Raw genomic sequence first — 18177 nt, 5'->3', positions numbered from 1 at the left:
ATGACTCAGAAACATTTCGTTGAACTGCGTAACGTGACAAAGCGCTTCGGCGCTAACACGGTGATTGAGAATATCAACCTGGCGATTCCGCAAGGACAAATGGTGACGCTGCTTGGCCCATCTGGCTGCGGCAAAACGACCGTCCTGCGTCTGGTGGCCGGACTGGAGAAGCCGACCGAAGGGCAAATTTATATCGACGGTGAAGATGTGACACACCGTTCCATCCAGCAGCGTGATATCTGTATGGTGTTCCAGTCCTACGCCCTCTTCCCGCATATGTCGCTGGGGGAGAACGTCGGCTACGGCCTGAAGATGCTGGGCGTCTCGCGCGCGGAGATTAAAACCCGCGTCCAGGAAGCGCTGGCGATGGTGGACCTGGAGGGATTTGAAGATCGCTATGTGGATCAGATCTCCGGCGGGCAGCAGCAGCGCGTGGCGCTGGCCCGTGCGCTGATCCTCAAACCCAAAGTTCTGCTCTTTGATGAGCCGCTGAGTAACCTCGACGCCAACCTCAGACGCAGCATGCGCGATAAAATTCGCGAGCTGCAGAAGCAGTTCAACATCACCTCGCTGTATGTGACCCACGATCAGAGCGAGGCGTTTGCGGTCTCTGACACCGTACTGGTGATGAACAAGGGCAATATTATGCAGATTGGCTCCCCGCAGGATCTCTACCGTCAGCCCGCGTCGCGCTTTATGGCGAGCTTTATGGGGGATGCCAACCTCTTTCCGGCGAACTTCAGTGAAGAGGCGGTGGAAATCCACGGCTACCGGCTGCCCCGTCCGCTGCATTTCGCCGCGCAGGGGACAGGCACCGTTGGGGTACGCCCGGAGGCCATCACCCTGAGTCAGTACGGCGAGGCAAGCCAGCGCTGCGTGATTCGCCACGTGGCCTATATGGGACCGCAGTATGAAGTGATTGTGGAGTGGCACGGGCAGGAAATTTTGTTGCAGGTGAATGCCACGCGGCTACAGCCGGACGTGGGGGAGTCGTATTACCTGGAGATTCATCCGTACGGGATGTTTGTGCTGGCAGACGTGGCGTGAGGTTGTGCGCGCGTCTCCCCCTCACCCTAACCCTCTCCCTCAAGGGAGAGGGGACCGTTCAGTTTTCGTCTTTTCGCGGTTTTCTCCCTCTCCCTGTGGGAGAGGGGAGCGTTCGGTTTTCGTCTTTTCGCGGTTTTCTCCCTCTCCCTGTGGGAGAGGGGAGCGTTCGGTTTTCGTCTTTTCGCGATTTTCTCCCTCTCCCTGTGGGAGAGGGGAGCGTTCGGTTTTCGTCTTTTTGCGGTTTTCTCCCTCTCCCTATGGGAGAGGGGACCGTTCAGTTTTCGTCTTTTCGCGGTTTTCTCCCTCTCCCTGTGGGAGAGGGCCGGGGTGAGGGCATCAGGCTGCACAAAACTCAGCGCAGCGCATATAACTCAGCAATATCCTTCGGCGTCGTCCGACAACACCCGCCAATTAACTTCGCTCCGGCCGACTGCCATTGCGGCAAATACCCCACCAGCGTCTCGCACGCTTCACCGTGATGATGCCAGGTCTTGCTCACCGCATCATAGTGCTCGCCCGAGTTCGGGTAGACCACCAGCGGCAATGCCGTCAGGCCTTGCAGATGTTGCAGCGCCGCCGTGGTGTTCTCCAGGGCGATACAGTTGATACCCAACGCCACAATCTGTGGGAAGTTATCCAGCACAGCAATGACTTCACGCAGCGGCGTGCCGTCGCTCAGGTGCTCGCTGTCGCGCAGGGTAAACGAGAACCATGCCCGGGCGCGGGGGTATTCTGTCAGCAACGCGGCCAGCGCTTTAATTTCAGGGAATGACGGCAGGGTTTCGCAGGCCAGCAGATCGGCCCCCGCGTCCAGCAGCGCCTCTACCCGTGGGCGGTGGAACGCGGTAAATTCTTCCGCGCTGCGCACGTAGTCGCCGCGGTATTCGGAGCCATCCGCCAGGTAAGCACCATAGGGCCCGACGGAGCCCGCCACCAGCAGCGTGCCCGCCTGGGCGTTCTCGGCCAGATATGCCTCGCGCGCTTTGCGCGCCAGCTCCACGCTTTTACCAATCAGCGCCCGGGATTGCGCTTCGTCCAGCCCGCGTGCCGCAAAGCCTGCAGGCGTGGCCTGATAGCTGGCGGTGATCGCCACCTGCGCGCCAGCACGATAGTAATCAAGATGCACTTCACGGATAAGATCCGGGTTTTCCACCAGCACTTTGGCAGACCAGAGGCCGTCTGCAAGATTACAGCCGCGCGCTTCCAGCTCCGTTGCCATCGCGCCATCCAGCACCACAAAGGGTTGTTTTTCGAGGATGGCGGTAAGCGGATTATTCTGCGACATGTTGATGCTCCTGCGTTGTCAGATTTCGGGTCAGGTAGTACGCACCATAACACAGGGCGACGAAGGGGAGTCCGCAATAAAGGGCAATGCGCTGGCTGGGGTCAAACCACAGGCCGACGCAGGCCACTACGCAGAGGATAAAACCAAGCACCGGCACTAACGGATACCACGGCGCCCGATAGTGCAGGTCAGAGAGCGGCAGGCCAGCCTGCACATGACGGCGGCGGAAGACAAAGTGCGAAGCGCAAATGCTGATCCACACCGCCACCACCGCGAAACCGGAAATGGCAGAGAGCGCGACGAATACCGTATCCGGGGCCACCACGCTTGAGAACAGCGCCAGTACGCCGCCCAGCATCGACACCGACAGCGCCGTCAACGGCACGCCATTTTTGTTAACCCGGGCAAAGCAACGCGGCAACGTTTTCTCGTTCGAGAGCGACCACAGCATCCGGCCAGAGGCATATAACCCCGAGTTCGCCGCCGAGAGGATTGCCGTAAGAATCACAAAGTTAAAGATATCCGCCGCGTAAGGAATACCCACTTTCTCAAAGACCAGCACGAACGGGCTTTTCTCTACCCCGGCCTGCTGCATCGGGATCAGGGCCGCCAGCACAAAGAGGGTGCCGATAAAGAAAATGATCAGCCGGGCGATGGTGGTGCGGATCGCTACCGGAATAACCTTGTGCGGGTTTTCGGTCTCCCCCGCCGCAATGCCGATCAGCTCCGTTCCCGAGAAGGCGAAGTTCACCGCCACCATGGTCATCAGGATCGGCAGGCCACCGTGCGGGAACCAGCCTTCAGCGGTGATATTGCTCAGGCCCGGCGCGGGAGAGCCGTCCTGCATCGGGATAAACCCAAAGATCGCCGCGCCGCCGAGAATGATAAAGGCAATGATGGTGATAACTTTCACCAGCGAGAACCAGAACTCCCCTTCGGCAAAGAACCGGGTAGAGATGACGTTAAGGGCAAAAATCACGACGCAGAACACCACGCACCACACCCAGACGGGCACCTGCGGGAACCAGTACTGCATGCAGAATCCGGCGGCGGTAAAGCTCGACCCGAGCGCGACCGTCCAGGTAAGCCAGTAAAGCCAGGCGACGGTGTACCCGGTCGCCGGGCCCAGATAGCGGGCGGCATAGACGTGGAATGCGCCGGTCTCCGGCATCGCGACGGAAAGTTCGCCCAGACACTGCATCACCAGCCACACAACCAGTGCGCCAATCAGGTACGCCAGCAGCGTGCCCGCCGCGCCGGTCGTCGAAATAATGTATCCGGTATTGAAGAATAACCCTGTGCCAATGACCCCACCCAGCGAGAGCATAATCAGGTGGCGTGTTTTCATGGTGCGCTTTAGCTGCCCATTTTCGTGTTCTGTTTGCATATTACCTTCTAAACGTATGGACATCTAAACATCCAAAGAAGGTGTGTTATACCGCGATTGTTAACAAAAAGCTAGCCAACCAGCCGCAGCCGGGCACGTCGTGCGCTGAGTCTGGGGTGGGCTGTGAGGATCACGTAGAGTATTGGTCGCCAGGCCATAATGTCCTCCGCAAGAAGATACTTACAGCATGGCGCGGGGGGCAAACTTTCTCGGTCAGGCGAAAGTGGTATCTGTTTACTGTTTGCTAAACCTTTGTATGCCTTACGCAGTCTTTAAAGGCCATTACTGGACCCGGGCCCCCGCCCGCCCGCTTATCTGATGAAGCACGCGCGCAATTATTGGTAAATCCGTTAAAGGGTTCTATAGTCGTCACAGTTACTTAGTTATCAGGACTCACTATGCGATTTAACGGACTGACCAAAGGTTTCTTCATCTTTATTCTCGCCCTTGTCACCTGGGCTTTTTTTGATGTGCTCTCCCCCTACTTCTCTGCCATTTTGTGGGCGGCCATCCTGACCATCATTTTCAACCCGGTGAAAAACAAGCTGCGCACCCTGCTGGGCGAACGCAACGGCCTGGCGTCGTTTTTGACCCTGTGCATTATCTGCCTGATCGTCTTTATTCCGTTGATGGTGATCCTCTCGTCGCTCGCCATTGAGCTGAACGTGGTGTACACCAAGCTTCAGCAAAACAATACCCAGTTCCCGGAAGTGGTGGCCGGTATCCTTAACCGCCTGCCCGGCTGGGCGAGCGGCTTTCTTGCCGATCACAACCTGGCGAATGCGGCGGAGATTCAGAAAAAACTCTCTGAAGCCGCGCTGCGGGGTGGGCAGTACCTGGCTGGCAGCGCATTCCTGATCGGCAAAGGCACATTTGGCTTCGCCATCAGCTTTGGCATTATGCTCTATCTGCTCTTCTTCCTGCTGAAGGATGGGCCTTACCTGGTACGCCAGATCCTGGATTCGCTGCCGTTGAGCAACTTTGCGAAAGAGCACCTGTTTGCCAAATTCGTCGGCGTCTCACGGGCAACGGTGAAAGGTACGGCGGTAGTGGCGGTCGTTCAGGGCACGCTTGGCGGGATTGCATTCGCGATTGTCGGCATCGACGGCAGCATATTGTGGGGCGCGCTGATGGCGTTCCTCTCGCTCGTCCCGGCCGTCGGCTCGGCTATCGTCTGGGTGCCTGCCGCCATCTTCCTTTTCGCCACGCACCAGCTGTGGCAAGGGCTGTTTATTGTCGGCTTCTTTGTGATTATCGTTGGGCTGGTGGATAACATTCTGCGTCCATTGCTGGTGGGCAAGGACACCAAAATGCCAGACTATCTGATCCTTATCTCCACCCTCGGCGGCATGGAGTTGTACGGGATCAACGGCTTTGTGATTGGCCCGCTGATTGCGGCGCTGTTTATCGCCTGCTGGAATCTCTTCTCCGGACGTGACCATGCTGGCAACACCGAAGAGCTGGATGCCGATTTCCTTGAAGAGGGGAAAACCCCGCCCGATTTGTGAAGGGGCATCGGTAAACGATAAACCAGGCGGCACTGTGCCGCCTTTTTTATTAGCTGAAATCAAACATTTTCTATAATTTGAAAGAACGCCACCCCACTTTCGTCGTAAAAGGATCCAACAGGTGCGAATCGCTACGATTACCAACTGGGCCTACGGCGCCACCGTCTGTCTGACTATCGCCTCAGGCATTGTGATGCTAATGGCTTCTCATGCTGACAACGTTGAGCGTCAGGCCGTGAAACAGCGGCAGATGTTTGATCAATTCAGCGAAGAGATCGAAACAGATGCCTGGAGGCTGTCTGACTTAGCCCGCCTGTTTGTCATCAAAAAAGATCCCTCCGCACTGGAAGCGTACCGGCAGGAGGCCCTCGAACTGAAGAACGTGGAAGTCCGGCTGACGCAGCTGAAGGATAATGGCGCCTCTATTGAAGAGCTCTCCCTGCTGCGTGACGGATTACAAATTATCGATGAGTTGCAGGACGAACAGCAGGCGGCACTGGCGGGTATGGCCAGGGGGGAAGAGCAACAGGCCGTGGACCTGCTTTATGGCTCACCTTATGAACAAGAGCTTGAACGCGCCCAGCGACAAATTGACCATTTTCGCCAGATGCTGGACAAACGGATCATCGCAGACGTTCACGCCGCCACCAACAAATCAAAAACGTTGCGCACCGCTTCGGAAGTGATGGTGGGCCTCACTGCCCTGCTCTTCTTGTTCGTGCTGGGCTTTATTCTTAAACGCCGCGTCCTGCACCCGGTGGTGCGCCTGAGCGACGTGGTGCACCGGCTGGCTTCACAGGATTACGCCGTTGAAACGCCGAACTTCAATCAGATCGATGAAATTGGCGATATGGCGCAGGCCATCCGTATCTTCCGTGAAAACGGCCTGGCCCGACAGCGGCTAGAAAAAGAGCGCGATGCCGACTGGGCCATCCGCGAACTGCTGGCACGGATGACGCAGCGCCTGCAGGGATGCGAGAACTTTGCGGATGTCATTAACGTGGCGAAGCTGTTTGCCCCCAATATCGCGCCTGGCGTTTCCGGGCGCTTATATATTCTCGATCGCGAACTCTGGGAGATGCGCTGCGCCGCGGAATGGCTGGCACCAGAGGGGGACAAAACGGCGTTCCATCCGGATGCGTGCTGGGCGGTACGGCGCGGGCAGAGCCACCCTCCGAGGAGCGGTGAGCCGGATATCACCTGCTATCACTTGCCGGCATCCTGCGCACATCAATCCTTATGCGTGCCCCTTATCGCCCAGGGAGAAGCCATTGGGCTGCTCTCTTTCCAGAACCTTACCCCTGAAAACGCTCCGTCGCGTGCTTATCTGGAGTTAATGGCAGAGGCGCTGGGCCTGGCGCTGGCTAACCAGAGATTGCGCGATGCCTTGCTGGAAAAAGCCCTGTTCGATCCGCTGACCGGCCTGCGTAACCGCCATCATCTGGAAGATACCCTGCGAACCCAAATGGCGCAGGCGATGCGTAATAAGGAGCCGGTGAGCTGCCTGATGATCGACATTGATCACTTCAAGAGCATTAATGACCGTTTTGGTCACGAGGCGGGCGATCTGGTCATTAAAAGCGTGGCGACGATTGTGCAGCGCGCCGTGCATGAATCCGGCCTGGCTTTCCGCTATGGCGGCGAGGAGTTTCTGGCGCTGCTCGCCGGGGCAGATGAAGCTGCCGCCCACGCCTGCGCAACGGAAATTTATGACGGGGTACGGGGATTGTCGCTGCGCTATGGCCTGGCTGAACTCGGCCCGGTTGATGTCTCTATCGGCATCGCCAGCTACCCGGAACATGCTCAGAGCGATACCCTGCTGCGCGCGGCCGACGTAGCGCTATACCGCGCGAAGGAGCTCGGCCGTTCGCGGATTGTCAGTTTTGGCATGCTTGAGGCGGGTTAACGACCCGCGCTAAAAAAGTCAGGGCCGATAACGCTGTCTGTTTTTTCGCTTACAGGAGCACGCAATGCTGGAATTACGTCCCAACTGTGAATGGTGCGATGTCGATTTGCCGCCTGAATCAACGGCGGCAAGAATCTGTTCTTTTGAATGCACCTATTGCGCAGAGTGCGCTGAACACGCGCTGGACAATCGCTGCCCAAATTGCGGAGGCGAACTGGTGAGACGGCCGATTCGTCCGGCCAACAAACTTGAGAAATTCCCCGCTTCTCTTACCCGGGTGCATGCGAAGCGGCCAGCGTAATGCTAGCGCTTACTGATGGCCAGTTTGGCGGCAAACAGCAAAAAGACGCAGCCCGTTGTGCGATCCATCCATTTCACCACGGCGGGCTTTTTTAGCACTCCGGCGGCGTAGCGCGTCGCCACAATCAAGGTCAGCGACCAGAGGGTGCCAATCAGCACGTGGATACCCACCAACAAAAACGTCCAGAGCAGCGGCGAGTGACCGTTCGGGATAAATTGCGGTAAAAACGAGACGTAAAACACGCCCATTTTTGGGTTGAGCACGTTGCCCAGCATCCCGCGTACAAACCAGTTACCCGATGCATGGGTTGCAGCCTGATTAAGGGTAAATTGCTGACGCGGGCGCAGTAAGAGTTGAATGCCTAACCAGCAAAGGTAGGCTGCCCCACACCATTTCAGTAGCGTATAGGCGAATTCAGACACTGCCAGCAGCGCCCCCAGCCCAAAAGCCACCATTGCTCCCCAGATAAAACAGCCCACATCTATCCCCAGTGCTGCATGAAAGACTTTTTTGCCACCTTCCGCAGTGGCGGTGCGCAGGATCAGGGCGGTATCAAGGCCGGGAGTCAGTGTCAGTAGCGTGGCAGCGAGAGTAAAGGCCAGCAGGGCATCGGTAACGGTCATTCAGGAGCTCCGAAAACGCAGAGGTTAACGTTAAGCCATCGAAGGGGCAATCCTGAATATTGAGGGGATGCCCTTTTGAATCGTTCGATTATCGACGGGTCAGCGCCAGGCGAATACCCAGGGTGATAAAGGTCGCGCCAACAACGCGATCCAACAGCGTTTGCAGCGTTTTATTTTGCGATACCGCTCCTGCGGCGCTGCCCGCCAGAACGGCAAAAGTCACATCGGTGAGAAACGCAATGAGCGCATAAACCAGCCCCAGCAGCAGGAATGAAACCGCCTGATGCTCGCCGCCCGGGGAGACAAATTGCGGGAAGAAGGAGATGAAAAACAGCAGTACCTTCGGATTGGTGAGGGTAGTAATAAAGCCTTTTGACAGCAAACTGTAAGGGTGCAGTAGCGGCTTAATGGTCGGCCGCGCTGTATCCTCGGCCTTCTTCTTGCTTAGCGTGCCCAGGATCATCTTGCTGCCCAGATACATCAGATAGGCTGCACCTAAATATTTAATCACGGTGAACATCAGCGGAGAGGCGGCGATTAACGCGGTGAGACCTACCGCGCTGGCAACCGCATGGGTACAACTTCCTAACGCCACCCCCGCCGCAGAGATCACCCCGGCCCGGCGCCCATTGGCCACGCTCTGCCCGACAACGTAGGCGATATCTGGCCCCGGCGTGATGGAAAGAAGAAGAACAGACAGAGCAAACAGTCCAAAATGCGTAATATCCAGCATGGTGACCTCCAGAGGGTGGGTTCCATACCTTAACATTGTTGATAAGAAGTTACCCACGAACAAATAGCATGATTAATCAATATTTAAGCATAATTACTCATACAGCCCTTTTTCACTATTCCTACAGCCGCGAAACTAAGTTTGCATAGCCGTATTCAATGGACGTGATTACATGATCACAATTTACCTCTTCCTCAGACAATTTTATGCCGTATTTCGCTCATTCCAGGCGTCGGTAAACTGGATATTACCGTCTTCGATTCTCCAGGTTATTTTTTCATATTGAAGGCTGACGCTTTCAACGTGATTTATTTTACTGTTTCCTGCTAACTTTATATTAGGTACGCTACAATTAACGCCTGTAACCTTTACTTTTTCCATCAAAACCGTGTAGTAACATACCTCCTGACCGGCATCATTTATTTTATAAAACTTAATTTCCGCACTTTTCATTGATTGTCCAGTCGCGGCGGCTTTATATAAATAGGGTGTAGAACTGTCCACCTCTTTTTCAATCATCATTGATGAATGTTGTCGACTACCTGTAATCTTACCCGTTAAATTGTCTACCGGTAAATTTATACCATGGCCGAGGCCAATGATCTCTATACTGCCTTCGCGATATCTAATATCAACAGATCCTTTAATATCTGCACCACCATCATCTTTAAGCCACATATAGGGTGGAATTGGCATGTTATCTCTTCCTGTATCTATTGATTAAGTTTAAAAATGCTAAATAAATAAGCACTGCTAATGAGAGGATGACAAACATATCTATATAAAACAGCGTATCGTATAGAGTTTCGCAATTGACATCGCTATAAAGAAATCGACAAAACATTGTTGCCAGACTACCGTCGATATAACTTTCAGGGCCTGGCAAGACTCGACCCACAGCCATCATAACTATTAAAAACAATGACATGTGGCAAGCATAGTATAGGAAATGTTTATTAACCACTAGCCTGCACCTCGACCCACCCACGAGCCTTAAGTGAGCGCATACAGGGAACCTGAACAAGCTGAGTATTTAATAGTGCTTGTCTGATTATTGCAAAGTCTGAATCATGAGCGATGGTGATACAACCTTTTGAAACTCGCCCAGGATGCAAACGAAACAATCCCCGATAAACATCTTCGACCCAGGTTCCATCATCAATCCCCCAGTCATCTCTATAGAGCGCAAACCAATCGGATTTGCCGAATTCACGTCGCCCAAGTATTTTATTAGCCGAGTCTTTGAGTTCAACGCGTTTTTGAAATAACCAGTTGCCTTCTTGCCTGTCAACGATCCAATACTTTCCTGAAGGAATAGGGCCATCTCCTGCATTTGCCATACATGAGAGATTATTTCGACAAAACCCTTGTCCTGAAAAAGCCATAAAAACACCGACACCAAATAAATTGAAAGGCGCATAATCAGCGCCATTAAGAATCAAACTTCCTTGCAGCGCCATATACTCACCTTAAGCTAAAGTCATAATGGCCCAGGCTATAGGCAGCTTAAACTTAATTCAACAGAGAGATTTCCTTTTCAGAAATGATTAATATTTCATATTTGTATAAATAACATCGTTATCATATTGTGCATAGACAACCTTATAATGCTCATGCAACACAAGGCTCGACATGATCACGATTGAAGAATCCGACCCACGCAGTGCTGATTCGCAGCGACTTATTGAATATCTATCGGCTGAGTTATCCCACATTACGGGCTCCAGCGGGGAAAGCAATTTCAAGCTGGACGATGTCATGGCGCCGGGGGCGAGGTGGGTTATCGCCAGAGATGCCAGCCAAACGCCAGTCGGCTGCGGCGCGTTTCGTCCGGTGTCGGCTACCACTGCCGAACTTAAAAGAATGTTTTCCAGCAGAACACAACCCGGTATTGGCACAGCCATTTTGACCTGGCTGGAGCAGGCCGCGCGCGAGCTCGGGTATCAGGAGCTCTGTTTAGAAACCCGTGTCGTAAATACCCAGGCGGTAGATTTTTACTTAAAACAGGGATATCAAAAGATTCCCAATTACGGGGTGTATGTGGGGCGCGATGATGCGGTCTGTTTTGCTAAGCGGATTGGTTGAAAGGGGGATGGTGCCGATAATAGGAGTCGAACCTACGACCTTCGCATTACGAATGCGCTGCTCTACCAACTGAGCTATATCGGCTTTTCAGGCCTGCCACGAACGTGACAACGGTTTGCAAGGTTAAGAAAAAGCGCTTTCCTCGTCAACACCTTCGCCTTTCAGTTGATGTTTTTTGCATCAAGCCCTGAATAATCAGCACAAAATGTATGGGTAACCCTAACCGAAACCCGGTCCCCCCTGCCTTCACATTTATCATTAAAAGACCCGCTCGCGGCCACTCCCTCCCCTCTTTCCTTTCGAAATCAGCTATCTTCAATTTTATCTCTCTACAATAAAGCCCCGTGAGCGCAGGTCGATACTTCCCAGACCGCGGCAATAAAATCGGGAGTGGGTATCGGATGCAGAAACTTTTTGTCAATGATGAGACGACCGGGCCGGTTCTGGAGCATAAAAGTACGGCCTCCTTTATCAAACGCGCCCTGATGCTCATGGTGTCACTGCTATCGGCCCTGTTTGTCATCGCCATCATTGTGCTGCTGATTATCGTGCACAATATCAACCAGGAAACCGATAAACATAGCGCCCTGCTGCTGGAAAAAGCGATCCATAACCGCATTGATATCCTAACCACCCATATCAAAGACTATGCCTGGTGGGGCGAGGCCTATCAGCACCTTCACCCCTATGTGGATGTTGAATGGGCTTATACCCGGCAAAATATGGGCGCCACGCTCTGGCGTGATTTTGAGTACGAGGGGATATTCGTACTCGACGGTGCCGGCCAGACGCGCTACAGCGTGATCGACGGCGCGCTGGTCACGCGGCCTCTGCAAGCGTGGCTGGGGGATAACCCCATTCCAGAGCTATTGCATAAAATCGACAGGCCGGACGGGGAACCGCTGGCCAGCACCATCGTCATGAAAGCTGGGCATCCCGCCCTGGTGTTAGCGGCACGCATTACCCCTGGCGATGACTCACGCATAGCACGCATTCCTGGCCCGGCGCCTGTACTGGTGTTTGTGGACGTGCTGGATGACAAAAAGTTGATGGCGATGGGGGAAGAGTACGGCATCGCCCAGGCCCGCGTGCAACGTAGCAATGCGCCGGCGTTAGCGGGGCGTCGCGGCGTTGCCACCCTGCCTATCGACGGGCAGCATATCGCTTTTGAGTGGAAAAGTGAAAACCCCGGTCGGGAACTGATGCGCTACATTCTGCCGCTGCTGATTTTACTGGCGCTCTGTACCGGCTTTGCCGGGGTGATTCTGGGACGCAACGCGCTCAAAAAAGCCCGGATGTTTGATGAAAACACCTTCCTGCTGACCCAAAGTCGTCTTGCCCTCACCGCCAGCGAAAGGCGCTTTCGCGACGTGGCCGAGGCCACCACGGACTGGATCTGGGAAACGGACCCTGACCTGCGTTTTACCTGGCTCTCGGACCGCTTTCCCGGCATTACCGGGCACAGCATATCGGCATGGATTGGCCGTCCGGTGACCGAATTTTTAGAGGCTGAGGGTCAACCGCTGGCGGAGTGGATCACCCTGCCAGGCCAGACAGGCCATCGCCGCCTGCTTCACTGCCGCTATCTTTCGGCAATGGGCCACCAGCGCTATTGTCATATCGCCCTGAAGCCTGTAATCACGCCGGAGGGGATTACCGGCTACCGGGGCACCGCCACGGACGTCACGCTCGAAGTTGAAGCCCAGGCGCGCGTGCAGTATCTGTCGCGCCATGACGAACTGACCGGCCTGCCTAACCGGGTAAGAATGCGCGAGTTTCTGGAGGGTAAGCTGCAAGCGCAGCCTACACAGGCGCATCCGCTGGCAATGATCAGCCTCGATCTGGATAAGTTCAAGCCGGTGAATGATCTGTTCGGTCACGGTGCTGGCGATACCGTGCTGCATGAGGTCTCGGCCCGTCTACGCCACTGCGTGCGCGACTACGATCTGGTGGCACGCCAGGGGGGAGACGAATTTATCCTGATTATCTCTGACATTCTCGATCGTCAGGATATCGAACATCTGTGTGAACGTATTCTCGCCGAGCTGGCGCGGCCGTTCTTTATCAACGGCAATGAGATATTTATCGGCGCCAGTATCGGGATTGCGATGGCCCCGCAGGATGCCGTCGACGCGGGCGAACTGCTGCGCTTCTCGGACATCGCGCTTTATAAAGCCAAAAGCAGCGGGCGCAACAAATGGCTCTTTTACACTGCGGAAATGGCCGAGCAGATGGTGCAACGCCGCGAGATGGAAAACGGCCTGCGCGAGGCCATCAAGAAAGAGCAGTTCCGCCTGGTGTATCAGCCGCGCTATGGACACAACTCATCGCGGATTATCGCCGTGGAGGCCCTTATTCGCTGGGAACATCCTGAGCTTGGCCTGCTCATGCCCGATCAGTTTATCTCGCTGGCAGAAGAGACCGGCCTTATCGTTGCGCTCAGTGACTGGGTGCTTAAGACCGCCTGTCGCGATGCGCAGCAATCTCTGAATGGCCTCTCGGTGTCGGTCAACATCTCCGCCGTGGAGTTCCAGTCCTGGAGCCTGGTAGAGCGCATTCGTGACGCATTAACCCTTTCCGGGCTCGACCCGGCGCGGCTGGAGATTGAGATCACTGAAAACGCCACGCTATGGAACCCGGAAAATAGCCTTGAGCTGATGCTGGCGCTTAAGAAGCTGGGGGTGAAATTGCTGATGGACGATTTTGGCACCGGCTACTCCTCCCTCAGCTATCTGCGCAACTTCCCGTTCGATGGGATCAAGCTCGATAAGTCCTTTATCTCCGGCATGCCGGAGAGCGACAGTGCCAATACCATCGTTGAAAATATTATTGGCCTCGGCAAAGCTTTTTCGCTGAGCATCACGGCGGAGGGGGTTGAGACGGAAGGACAGCTGCAAAAACTGATGATGATGGAGTGCGATGAAACCCAGGGGTACTTGATTGGGCGGCCGCTCAGTCTGGCAGCGTTACAGGAGCAGATGGCCGCGCTCGACTCGGCGGCGCAAGAGCGCACAGGGCAGCGGCTGGAGGAGTAACGCGGGCGGCCCTACAAGCCACCCGCGTGCATCAGCGTCGTTAGCGACGTACCGTGTCGTCGCCGAAGCCGACCCACTTGTAGGTGGTTAAGGCTTCAAGCCCCATTGGGCCACGCGCATGCAGCTTCTGGGTACTTACCGCCACTTCCGCGCCCAGGCCAAACTGGCCGCCGTCGGTGAAGCGGGTAGAGGCATTGACGTACACCGCCGATGAGTCCACTTCATTGATAAAGCGGTCGGCATGGCGCAGCGTGCGGGTCAGGATAGCATCAGAGTGCTGCGTGCCATGTTCACGGATGTGCGCAATGGCCTCATCCAGATCGGCAACCAGTTTGACGTTCAGATCCAGCGACAGGTATTCGTCGTCATACTGTTCCGCTTTCACCGCCTCAACCTTCGCCGGGCCGTTTTGCAGCAGGGCCAGCGCATCCGGTTCCGCGTGGAGGGTGACGCCGCTTTCCGCCATCTGCTTACTCAGCGCCGGCAGGAAGGCGCTGGCGATGCCCCGGTGTACCAGCAGCGTTTCAACGGTGTTACAGGTGCTGGGACGCTGGGTTTTAGCGTTAACGATGATCTTCAGCGCCGGGTCGATCTCGGCGCTCTCATCGACCAGGATGTGACACACCCCGATCCCTCCGGTGATCACCGGGATCGTTGACTGTTCGCGGCACAGTTTGTGCAGGCCAGCGCCACCGCGCGGGATCAACATATCGATGTACTTATCCATGCGCAGCATTTCGGTTACCAGCGCGCGATCCGGGCTTTCGATCGCCTGTACGGCACCGGCTGGCAGGCCGCACTCTTCCAGCGCTTGCTGAATCACTTTCACGGTCGCGGCGTTGGTACGCCAGGTCTCTTTCCCGCCGCGCAGGATCGCGGCGTTGCCGGTCTTCAGGCACAGGGAGGCAACATCCACCGTCACGTTCGGGCGGGCTTCATAAATCACGCCGATTACGCCCAGCGGTACGCGGCGACGTTCAATGCGCAGGCCGCTGTCCAGCAGACCGCCGTCAATAATTTGTCCAACCGGGTCGGCCAGATTGCAGACCTGACGCACATCGTCGGCGATGCTTTTCAGACGCGCCGGATTCAGGGCCAGGCGGTCGAGCATCGCCTCGCTCAGACCATTGCGACGGGCTTCCAGCAGATCCTGTTCGTTGGCGAGCAGAATCTCAGCGGACTGTGCTTCCAGATAATCAGCGATTTTTTCCAGCACGCGGTTTTTCTCGCGACTAGAGAGGAGCGCCAGCTTGTACGAGGCGGCTTTGGCGGCGGCGCCCATTTGTTCCAACATTTTCTGGCTCCTTAGCGAATGATCATATCGTCACGATGAACAGCAACCGGGCCATATTCATACCCGAGAATCGCGTCAATCTGCTGGGAGTGATGGCCTGCGATACGGCGCAGCGCATCGCTGTTATAGCGAGAAACGCCGTGGGCAATATCGCGCCCTTCCTGATTGCAGATACGGATCACTTCACCACGGGAGAAGTTACCTGTCACGTTTTTAATGCCTTTTGGAAGCAATGAGCTCCCACGTTCCAGAATTGCCGCGGTCGCGCCTTCGTCCACGGTGAGCTGCCCCGCCGGGGGGGCACCAAAGATCCAGCGTTTACGGTTCTCCAGCGGCGTCGCTTCGGCATGGAAACGCGTGCCGACAGAGATACCCTCCATCACATCGCCAATCACGCCAGGACGGCTGCCCGCCGCAATAATGGTGTCGATGCCCGCGCGGCAAGCCACGTCCGCAGCCTGCAGTTTTGTGCCCATGCCGCCCGTCCCCAGGCCCGAAACGCTGTCGCCGGCAATCGCGCGCAGCGCATCGTCGATCCCTTTCACATCGGTGATCAGTTCAGCCTGTGGGTTGGTACGCGGATCGGCGGTGAACAGCCCTTGCTGGTCGGTCAGCAGCAGCAGTTTATCGGCTCCCGCCAGAATAGCCGCCAGTGCAGAGAGGTTATCGTTATCGCCGACTTTGATTTCGGCGGTGGCCACCGCATCGTTTTCGTTGATGACCGGCACAATGTTGTTATCCAGAAGCGCGCGCAGGGTATCCCGCGCGTTCAGGAAACGCTCGCGGTCTTCCATGTCTGCGCGGGTCAGCAACATCTGGCCTACGTGAATGCCGTAAATGGAGAAGAGCTGCTCCCAAAGCTGAATCAGACGGCTTTGGCCCACGGCGGCGAGAAGCTGCTTGGAGGCAATCGTTGCGGGGAGTTCAGGGTAGCCCAGATGTTCGCGCCCGGCGGCAATCGCGCCGGAGGTAACAATAACAATGCGATGCCCTGCGGCATGCAGCTGCGCGCACTGGCGCACCAGCTCAACGATATGGGCTCGATTAAGGCGGCGCGATCCGCCTGTTAATACACTGGTACCGAGTTTTACGACCAGCGTCTGGCTATCACTCATGATTCTCTGCCGTTCAACAATAAGGGAAAATGATGTTAATCAGACGTTTTAGCAGGACTGAGCCGCGTTGCCAACAGGCTTTGCGCAGAGGGGAACACTTTATTGCGCGGGATCAGGAAGCGTAGCGGCAGATTTTTACATTTTTATTACTGAAATAATAAATCAGCGCTTTTTGAAATTATTCTGAAATTGTCATAAAACGTTCACCCGCGGACGTTAAAACCCTTCCTGTTTTTCACGGGGTAATAAGTCGATTCTTATTGCTCAGCGAATATTAGCGCGTTTACAAAACACTCAGGATTGAAAATGAAAAAGAGTACTCTGGCATTAGTGGTAATGAGCGTTGTTGCTTCCGCATCTGTTCACGCAGCAGAAGTTTTTAATAAAAACGGAAATAAACTGGATGTGTACGGTAAAGTAAAAGCCATGCACTACCTCAGTGATGACGACGCCAAAGATGGTGACCAGACCTACGTCCGTTTCGGCTTTAAAGGCGAAACTCAAATTAACGATCAGCTGACCGGTTACGGTCGCTGGGAAGCAGAATTCTCTGGCAACAAAGCCGAGAGCGACGCTACGCAAAAGACCCGTCTGGCCTTCGCCGGTCTTAAAATTAAAGATATTGGTTCTTTCGACTATGGCCGTAACCTGGGCGCACTGTACGACGTTGAATCCTGGACCGATATGTTCCCTGAATTCGGCGGCGACTCCTCTGGTCAGACCGATAACTTCATGACCAAACGCTCCAGCGGCCTGGCGACGTATCGCAACACCGACTTCTTCGGTGCGGTAGACGGCCTGGACCTGACTCTGCAATATCAGGGTAAAAACGAAGATCGCGACGCCAAGAAACAGAACGGCGACGGCTTCGGTACCTCTTTAAGCTATGATTTCGGCGGCAGCGCGTTTGCGGTGAGCGGCGCGTATACCAACTCCGATCGTACTAACGATCAGAACTTGCTGGCACGTGGTAACGGCGACAAAGCCGAAGCCTGGGGTACCGGTCTGAAATATGACGCTAACGATATCTACCTGGCGGCTATGTATACCGAAACCCGCAATATGACCCCTATTTCCGGTGGCTTTGCGAATAAAGCACAGAACTTTGAAGTAGTGGCACAATATCAATTTGACTTTGGTCTGCGCCCATCCCTGGGTTATGTCCAGTCTAAAGGCAAAAATATTGAAGGGATCGGCAGCGAAGATCTCGTGAAATATATCGATGTGGGCGCGACCTATTATTTCAACAAAAACATGTCCGCGTTTGTTGATTATAAAATCAACCAGATCGACGACGATAATGCGCTGGGCGTGAGCAGCGACGACATCGTTGCCCTGGGTATGACCTACCAGTTCTAATTCAGACTAAAAAAAAGCCCGGCTGCCAGAGCGCCGGGCTTTTTTATTTTGTATTGGTGACCCCGCAATCAGGCGGTAAGTTTCACCGGTTGATTGGTGAAATCATCGGCAGGTTCCAGTTTCAGTTCAAAACTTGCCAGCAGAGTGCGTGCTTTTTCATGGAATTCACGCAGGGTGTGTTCCAGACGCTGCACCACCTCGGGATCTTTAATGGCGACCGCCTGCCAGTGCCCATCTTTATCAAACAGACCAAACTGGTAGCTGTAAGTAAATCGGCTCTCTTCTGCTTCCATCTCCATCCACCAGCCCCAGAATTCGCGCTTTTCCGGCGCGGGCTTAACATTGACGCAAACTGCCAGGCAATCGAAAAAAAAGCGTGCCCCTTCGCACTGCTCTTCCCGGATATACGGGCCAAGAGCCATGAACTTTTTGATCATTCTACTTTTCGGATGTCCACTCGGTAACGTCATTGCGATCTCCTTTTGTGAAGCCACTGTTT

The 18177-nt window shown here is 55.0% G+C and carries 17 protein-coding genes and 1 tRNA gene; 7 read left to right on the top strand and 11 right to left on the bottom strand.

What is annotated here, in order from left to right; all coding sequences use genetic code 11:
• A complete protein-coding gene (fbpC, locus tag B2Q93_RS09710; RefSeq protein ID WP_286932716.1) occupies positions 1-1047 on the top strand; it encodes a ferric ABC transporter ATP-binding protein in 1047 nt (348 codons plus the stop codon).
• A gap of 26 nt (positions 1048-1073) precedes the next feature.
• On the opposite strand, the gene B2Q93_RS09705 is transcribed toward fbpC, so the two are convergent.
• The 3 genes from B2Q93_RS09705 to mmuP are packed head-to-tail and all read right to left on the bottom strand — an operon-like array spanning position 1074 to position 3719.
• Positions 1074-1394 carry a hypothetical protein gene (locus B2Q93_RS09705; protein WP_286932715.1) on the bottom strand — a complete coding sequence of 107 codons (321 nt, stop codon included), beginning with the start codon at positions 1392-1394 and terminating at the stop codon, positions 1074-1076.
• A gap of 5 nt (positions 1395-1399) precedes the next feature.
• Positions 1400-2332, bottom strand: a complete 933-nt coding sequence (gene mmuM, locus B2Q93_RS09700; protein WP_286932713.1) for a homocysteine S-methyltransferase — start codon at positions 2330-2332, stop codon at positions 1400-1402.
• Positions 2319-3719 carry an S-methylmethionine permease gene (gene mmuP, locus B2Q93_RS09695; RefSeq protein WP_286932712.1) on the bottom strand — a complete coding sequence of 467 codons (1401 nt, stop codon included), beginning with the start codon at positions 3717-3719 and terminating at the stop codon, positions 2319-2321. The genes mmuM and mmuP overlap by 14 nt, the downstream gene beginning before the upstream one ends.
• Positions 3720-4117: 398 nt before the next feature.
• Between mmuP and B2Q93_RS09690 the strand changes: the two genes are divergently transcribed.
• From B2Q93_RS09690 to B2Q93_RS09680, 3 genes are all read left to right on the top strand, one after another.
• Positions 4118-5227 (top strand): AI-2E family transporter, encoded by a 1110-nt coding sequence (locus B2Q93_RS09690; protein WP_046886726.1) that lies wholly within the window; start codon positions 4118-4120, stop codon positions 5225-5227.
• Between the two features lie 121 nt (positions 5228-5348).
• Positions 5349-7133 (top strand): diguanylate cyclase, encoded by a 1785-nt coding sequence (locus B2Q93_RS09685; protein WP_286932710.1) that lies wholly within the window; start codon positions 5349-5351, stop codon positions 7131-7133.
• Positions 7134-7197: 64 nt separating this feature from the next.
• The gene (locus B2Q93_RS09680; RefSeq protein ID WP_072039535.1) at positions 7198-7434 is read left to right on the top strand and encodes a DUF1272 domain-containing protein; all 237 of its coding nucleotides are present in this window, start codon (positions 7198-7200) and stop codon (positions 7432-7434) included.
• A gap of 2 nt (positions 7435-7436) precedes the next feature.
• Here the strand turns inward: B2Q93_RS09680 and B2Q93_RS09675 are convergent, their stop codons facing one another.
• From B2Q93_RS09675 to B2Q93_RS09660, 4 genes are all read right to left on the bottom strand, one after another.
• A complete protein-coding gene (locus B2Q93_RS09675; protein WP_286932708.1) occupies positions 7437-8057 on the bottom strand; it encodes a LysE family translocator in 621 nt (206 codons plus the stop codon).
• Positions 8058-8145: 88 nt separating this feature from the next.
• Positions 8146-8790, bottom strand: coding sequence for a LysE family translocator (locus tag B2Q93_RS09670; RefSeq protein ID WP_046886730.1), 645 nt, complete (start codon positions 8788-8790; stop codon positions 8146-8148).
• A 204-nt stretch (positions 8791-8994) separates the two neighbouring features.
• Complete coding sequence (locus B2Q93_RS09665; protein WP_046886723.1) at positions 8995-9486, bottom strand: Hcp family type VI secretion system effector; 492 nt, start codon at positions 9484-9486, stop codon at positions 8995-8997.
• 260 nt (positions 9487-9746) lie between these two features.
• The gene (locus tag B2Q93_RS09660) at positions 9747-10250 is read right to left on the bottom strand and encodes a DUF2778 domain-containing protein (RefSeq protein WP_286932706.1); all 504 of its coding nucleotides are present in this window, start codon (positions 10248-10250) and stop codon (positions 9747-9749) included.
• Positions 10251-10422: 172 nt separating this feature from the next.
• On the opposite strand from B2Q93_RS09660, the gene B2Q93_RS09655 reads away from it, so the two are divergent.
• The gene (locus B2Q93_RS09655) at positions 10423-10875 is read left to right on the top strand and encodes a GNAT family N-acetyltransferase (protein ID WP_286932704.1); all 453 of its coding nucleotides are present in this window, start codon (positions 10423-10425) and stop codon (positions 10873-10875) included.
• A gap of 8 nt (positions 10876-10883) precedes the next feature.
• Here B2Q93_RS09655 and B2Q93_RS09650 read toward each other — a convergent pair.
• Positions 10884-10959, bottom strand: a tRNA-Thr gene (locus B2Q93_RS09650).
• A 317-nt stretch (positions 10960-11276) separates the two neighbouring features.
• Between B2Q93_RS09650 and B2Q93_RS09645 the strand changes: the two genes are divergently transcribed.
• Entirely contained in the window at positions 11277-13910 is a 2634-nt protein-coding gene (locus B2Q93_RS09645; protein WP_286932703.1) for a bifunctional diguanylate cyclase/phosphodiesterase, read from the top strand.
• Between the two features lie 40 nt (positions 13911-13950).
• On the opposite strand, the gene proA is transcribed toward B2Q93_RS09645, so the two are convergent.
• Both proA and proB read right to left on the bottom strand, forming a co-directional pair.
• Positions 13951-15204 (bottom strand): glutamate-5-semialdehyde dehydrogenase, encoded by a 1254-nt coding sequence (proA, locus tag B2Q93_RS09640; RefSeq protein WP_212477106.1) that lies wholly within the window; start codon positions 15202-15204, stop codon positions 13951-13953.
• An 11-nt stretch (positions 15205-15215) separates the two neighbouring features.
• Entirely contained in the window at positions 15216-16319 is a 1104-nt protein-coding gene (proB, locus tag B2Q93_RS09635; protein ID WP_040077021.1) for a glutamate 5-kinase, read from the bottom strand.
• 306 nt (positions 16320-16625) lie between these two features.
• Here proB and phoE point away from each other — a divergent pair, with 306 nt between their 5' ends.
• Positions 16626-17678: a phosphoporin PhoE gene (gene phoE / locus B2Q93_RS09630; RefSeq protein WP_286932701.1), complete on the top strand. Its 1053-nt coding sequence runs from the start codon at positions 16626-16628 to the stop codon at positions 17676-17678.
• A 68-nt stretch (positions 17679-17746) separates the two neighbouring features.
• Here phoE and crl read toward each other — a convergent pair whose 3' ends face one another.
• Positions 17747-18148, bottom strand: coding sequence for a sigma factor-binding protein Crl (gene crl, locus B2Q93_RS09625; protein WP_046886717.1), 402 nt, complete (start codon positions 18146-18148; stop codon positions 17747-17749).
• Between the last annotated feature and the right edge of the window lie 29 nt (positions 18149-18177).

Origin of the sequence: Leclercia sp. UBA5958 (assembly GCF_002430365.1) — a bacterium.
Classification (GTDB): domain Bacteria; phylum Pseudomonadota; class Gammaproteobacteria; order Enterobacterales; family Enterobacteriaceae; genus Enterobacter; species Enterobacter pneumoniae.
This window is presented reverse-complemented; position numbering and strand designations above follow the sequence as displayed.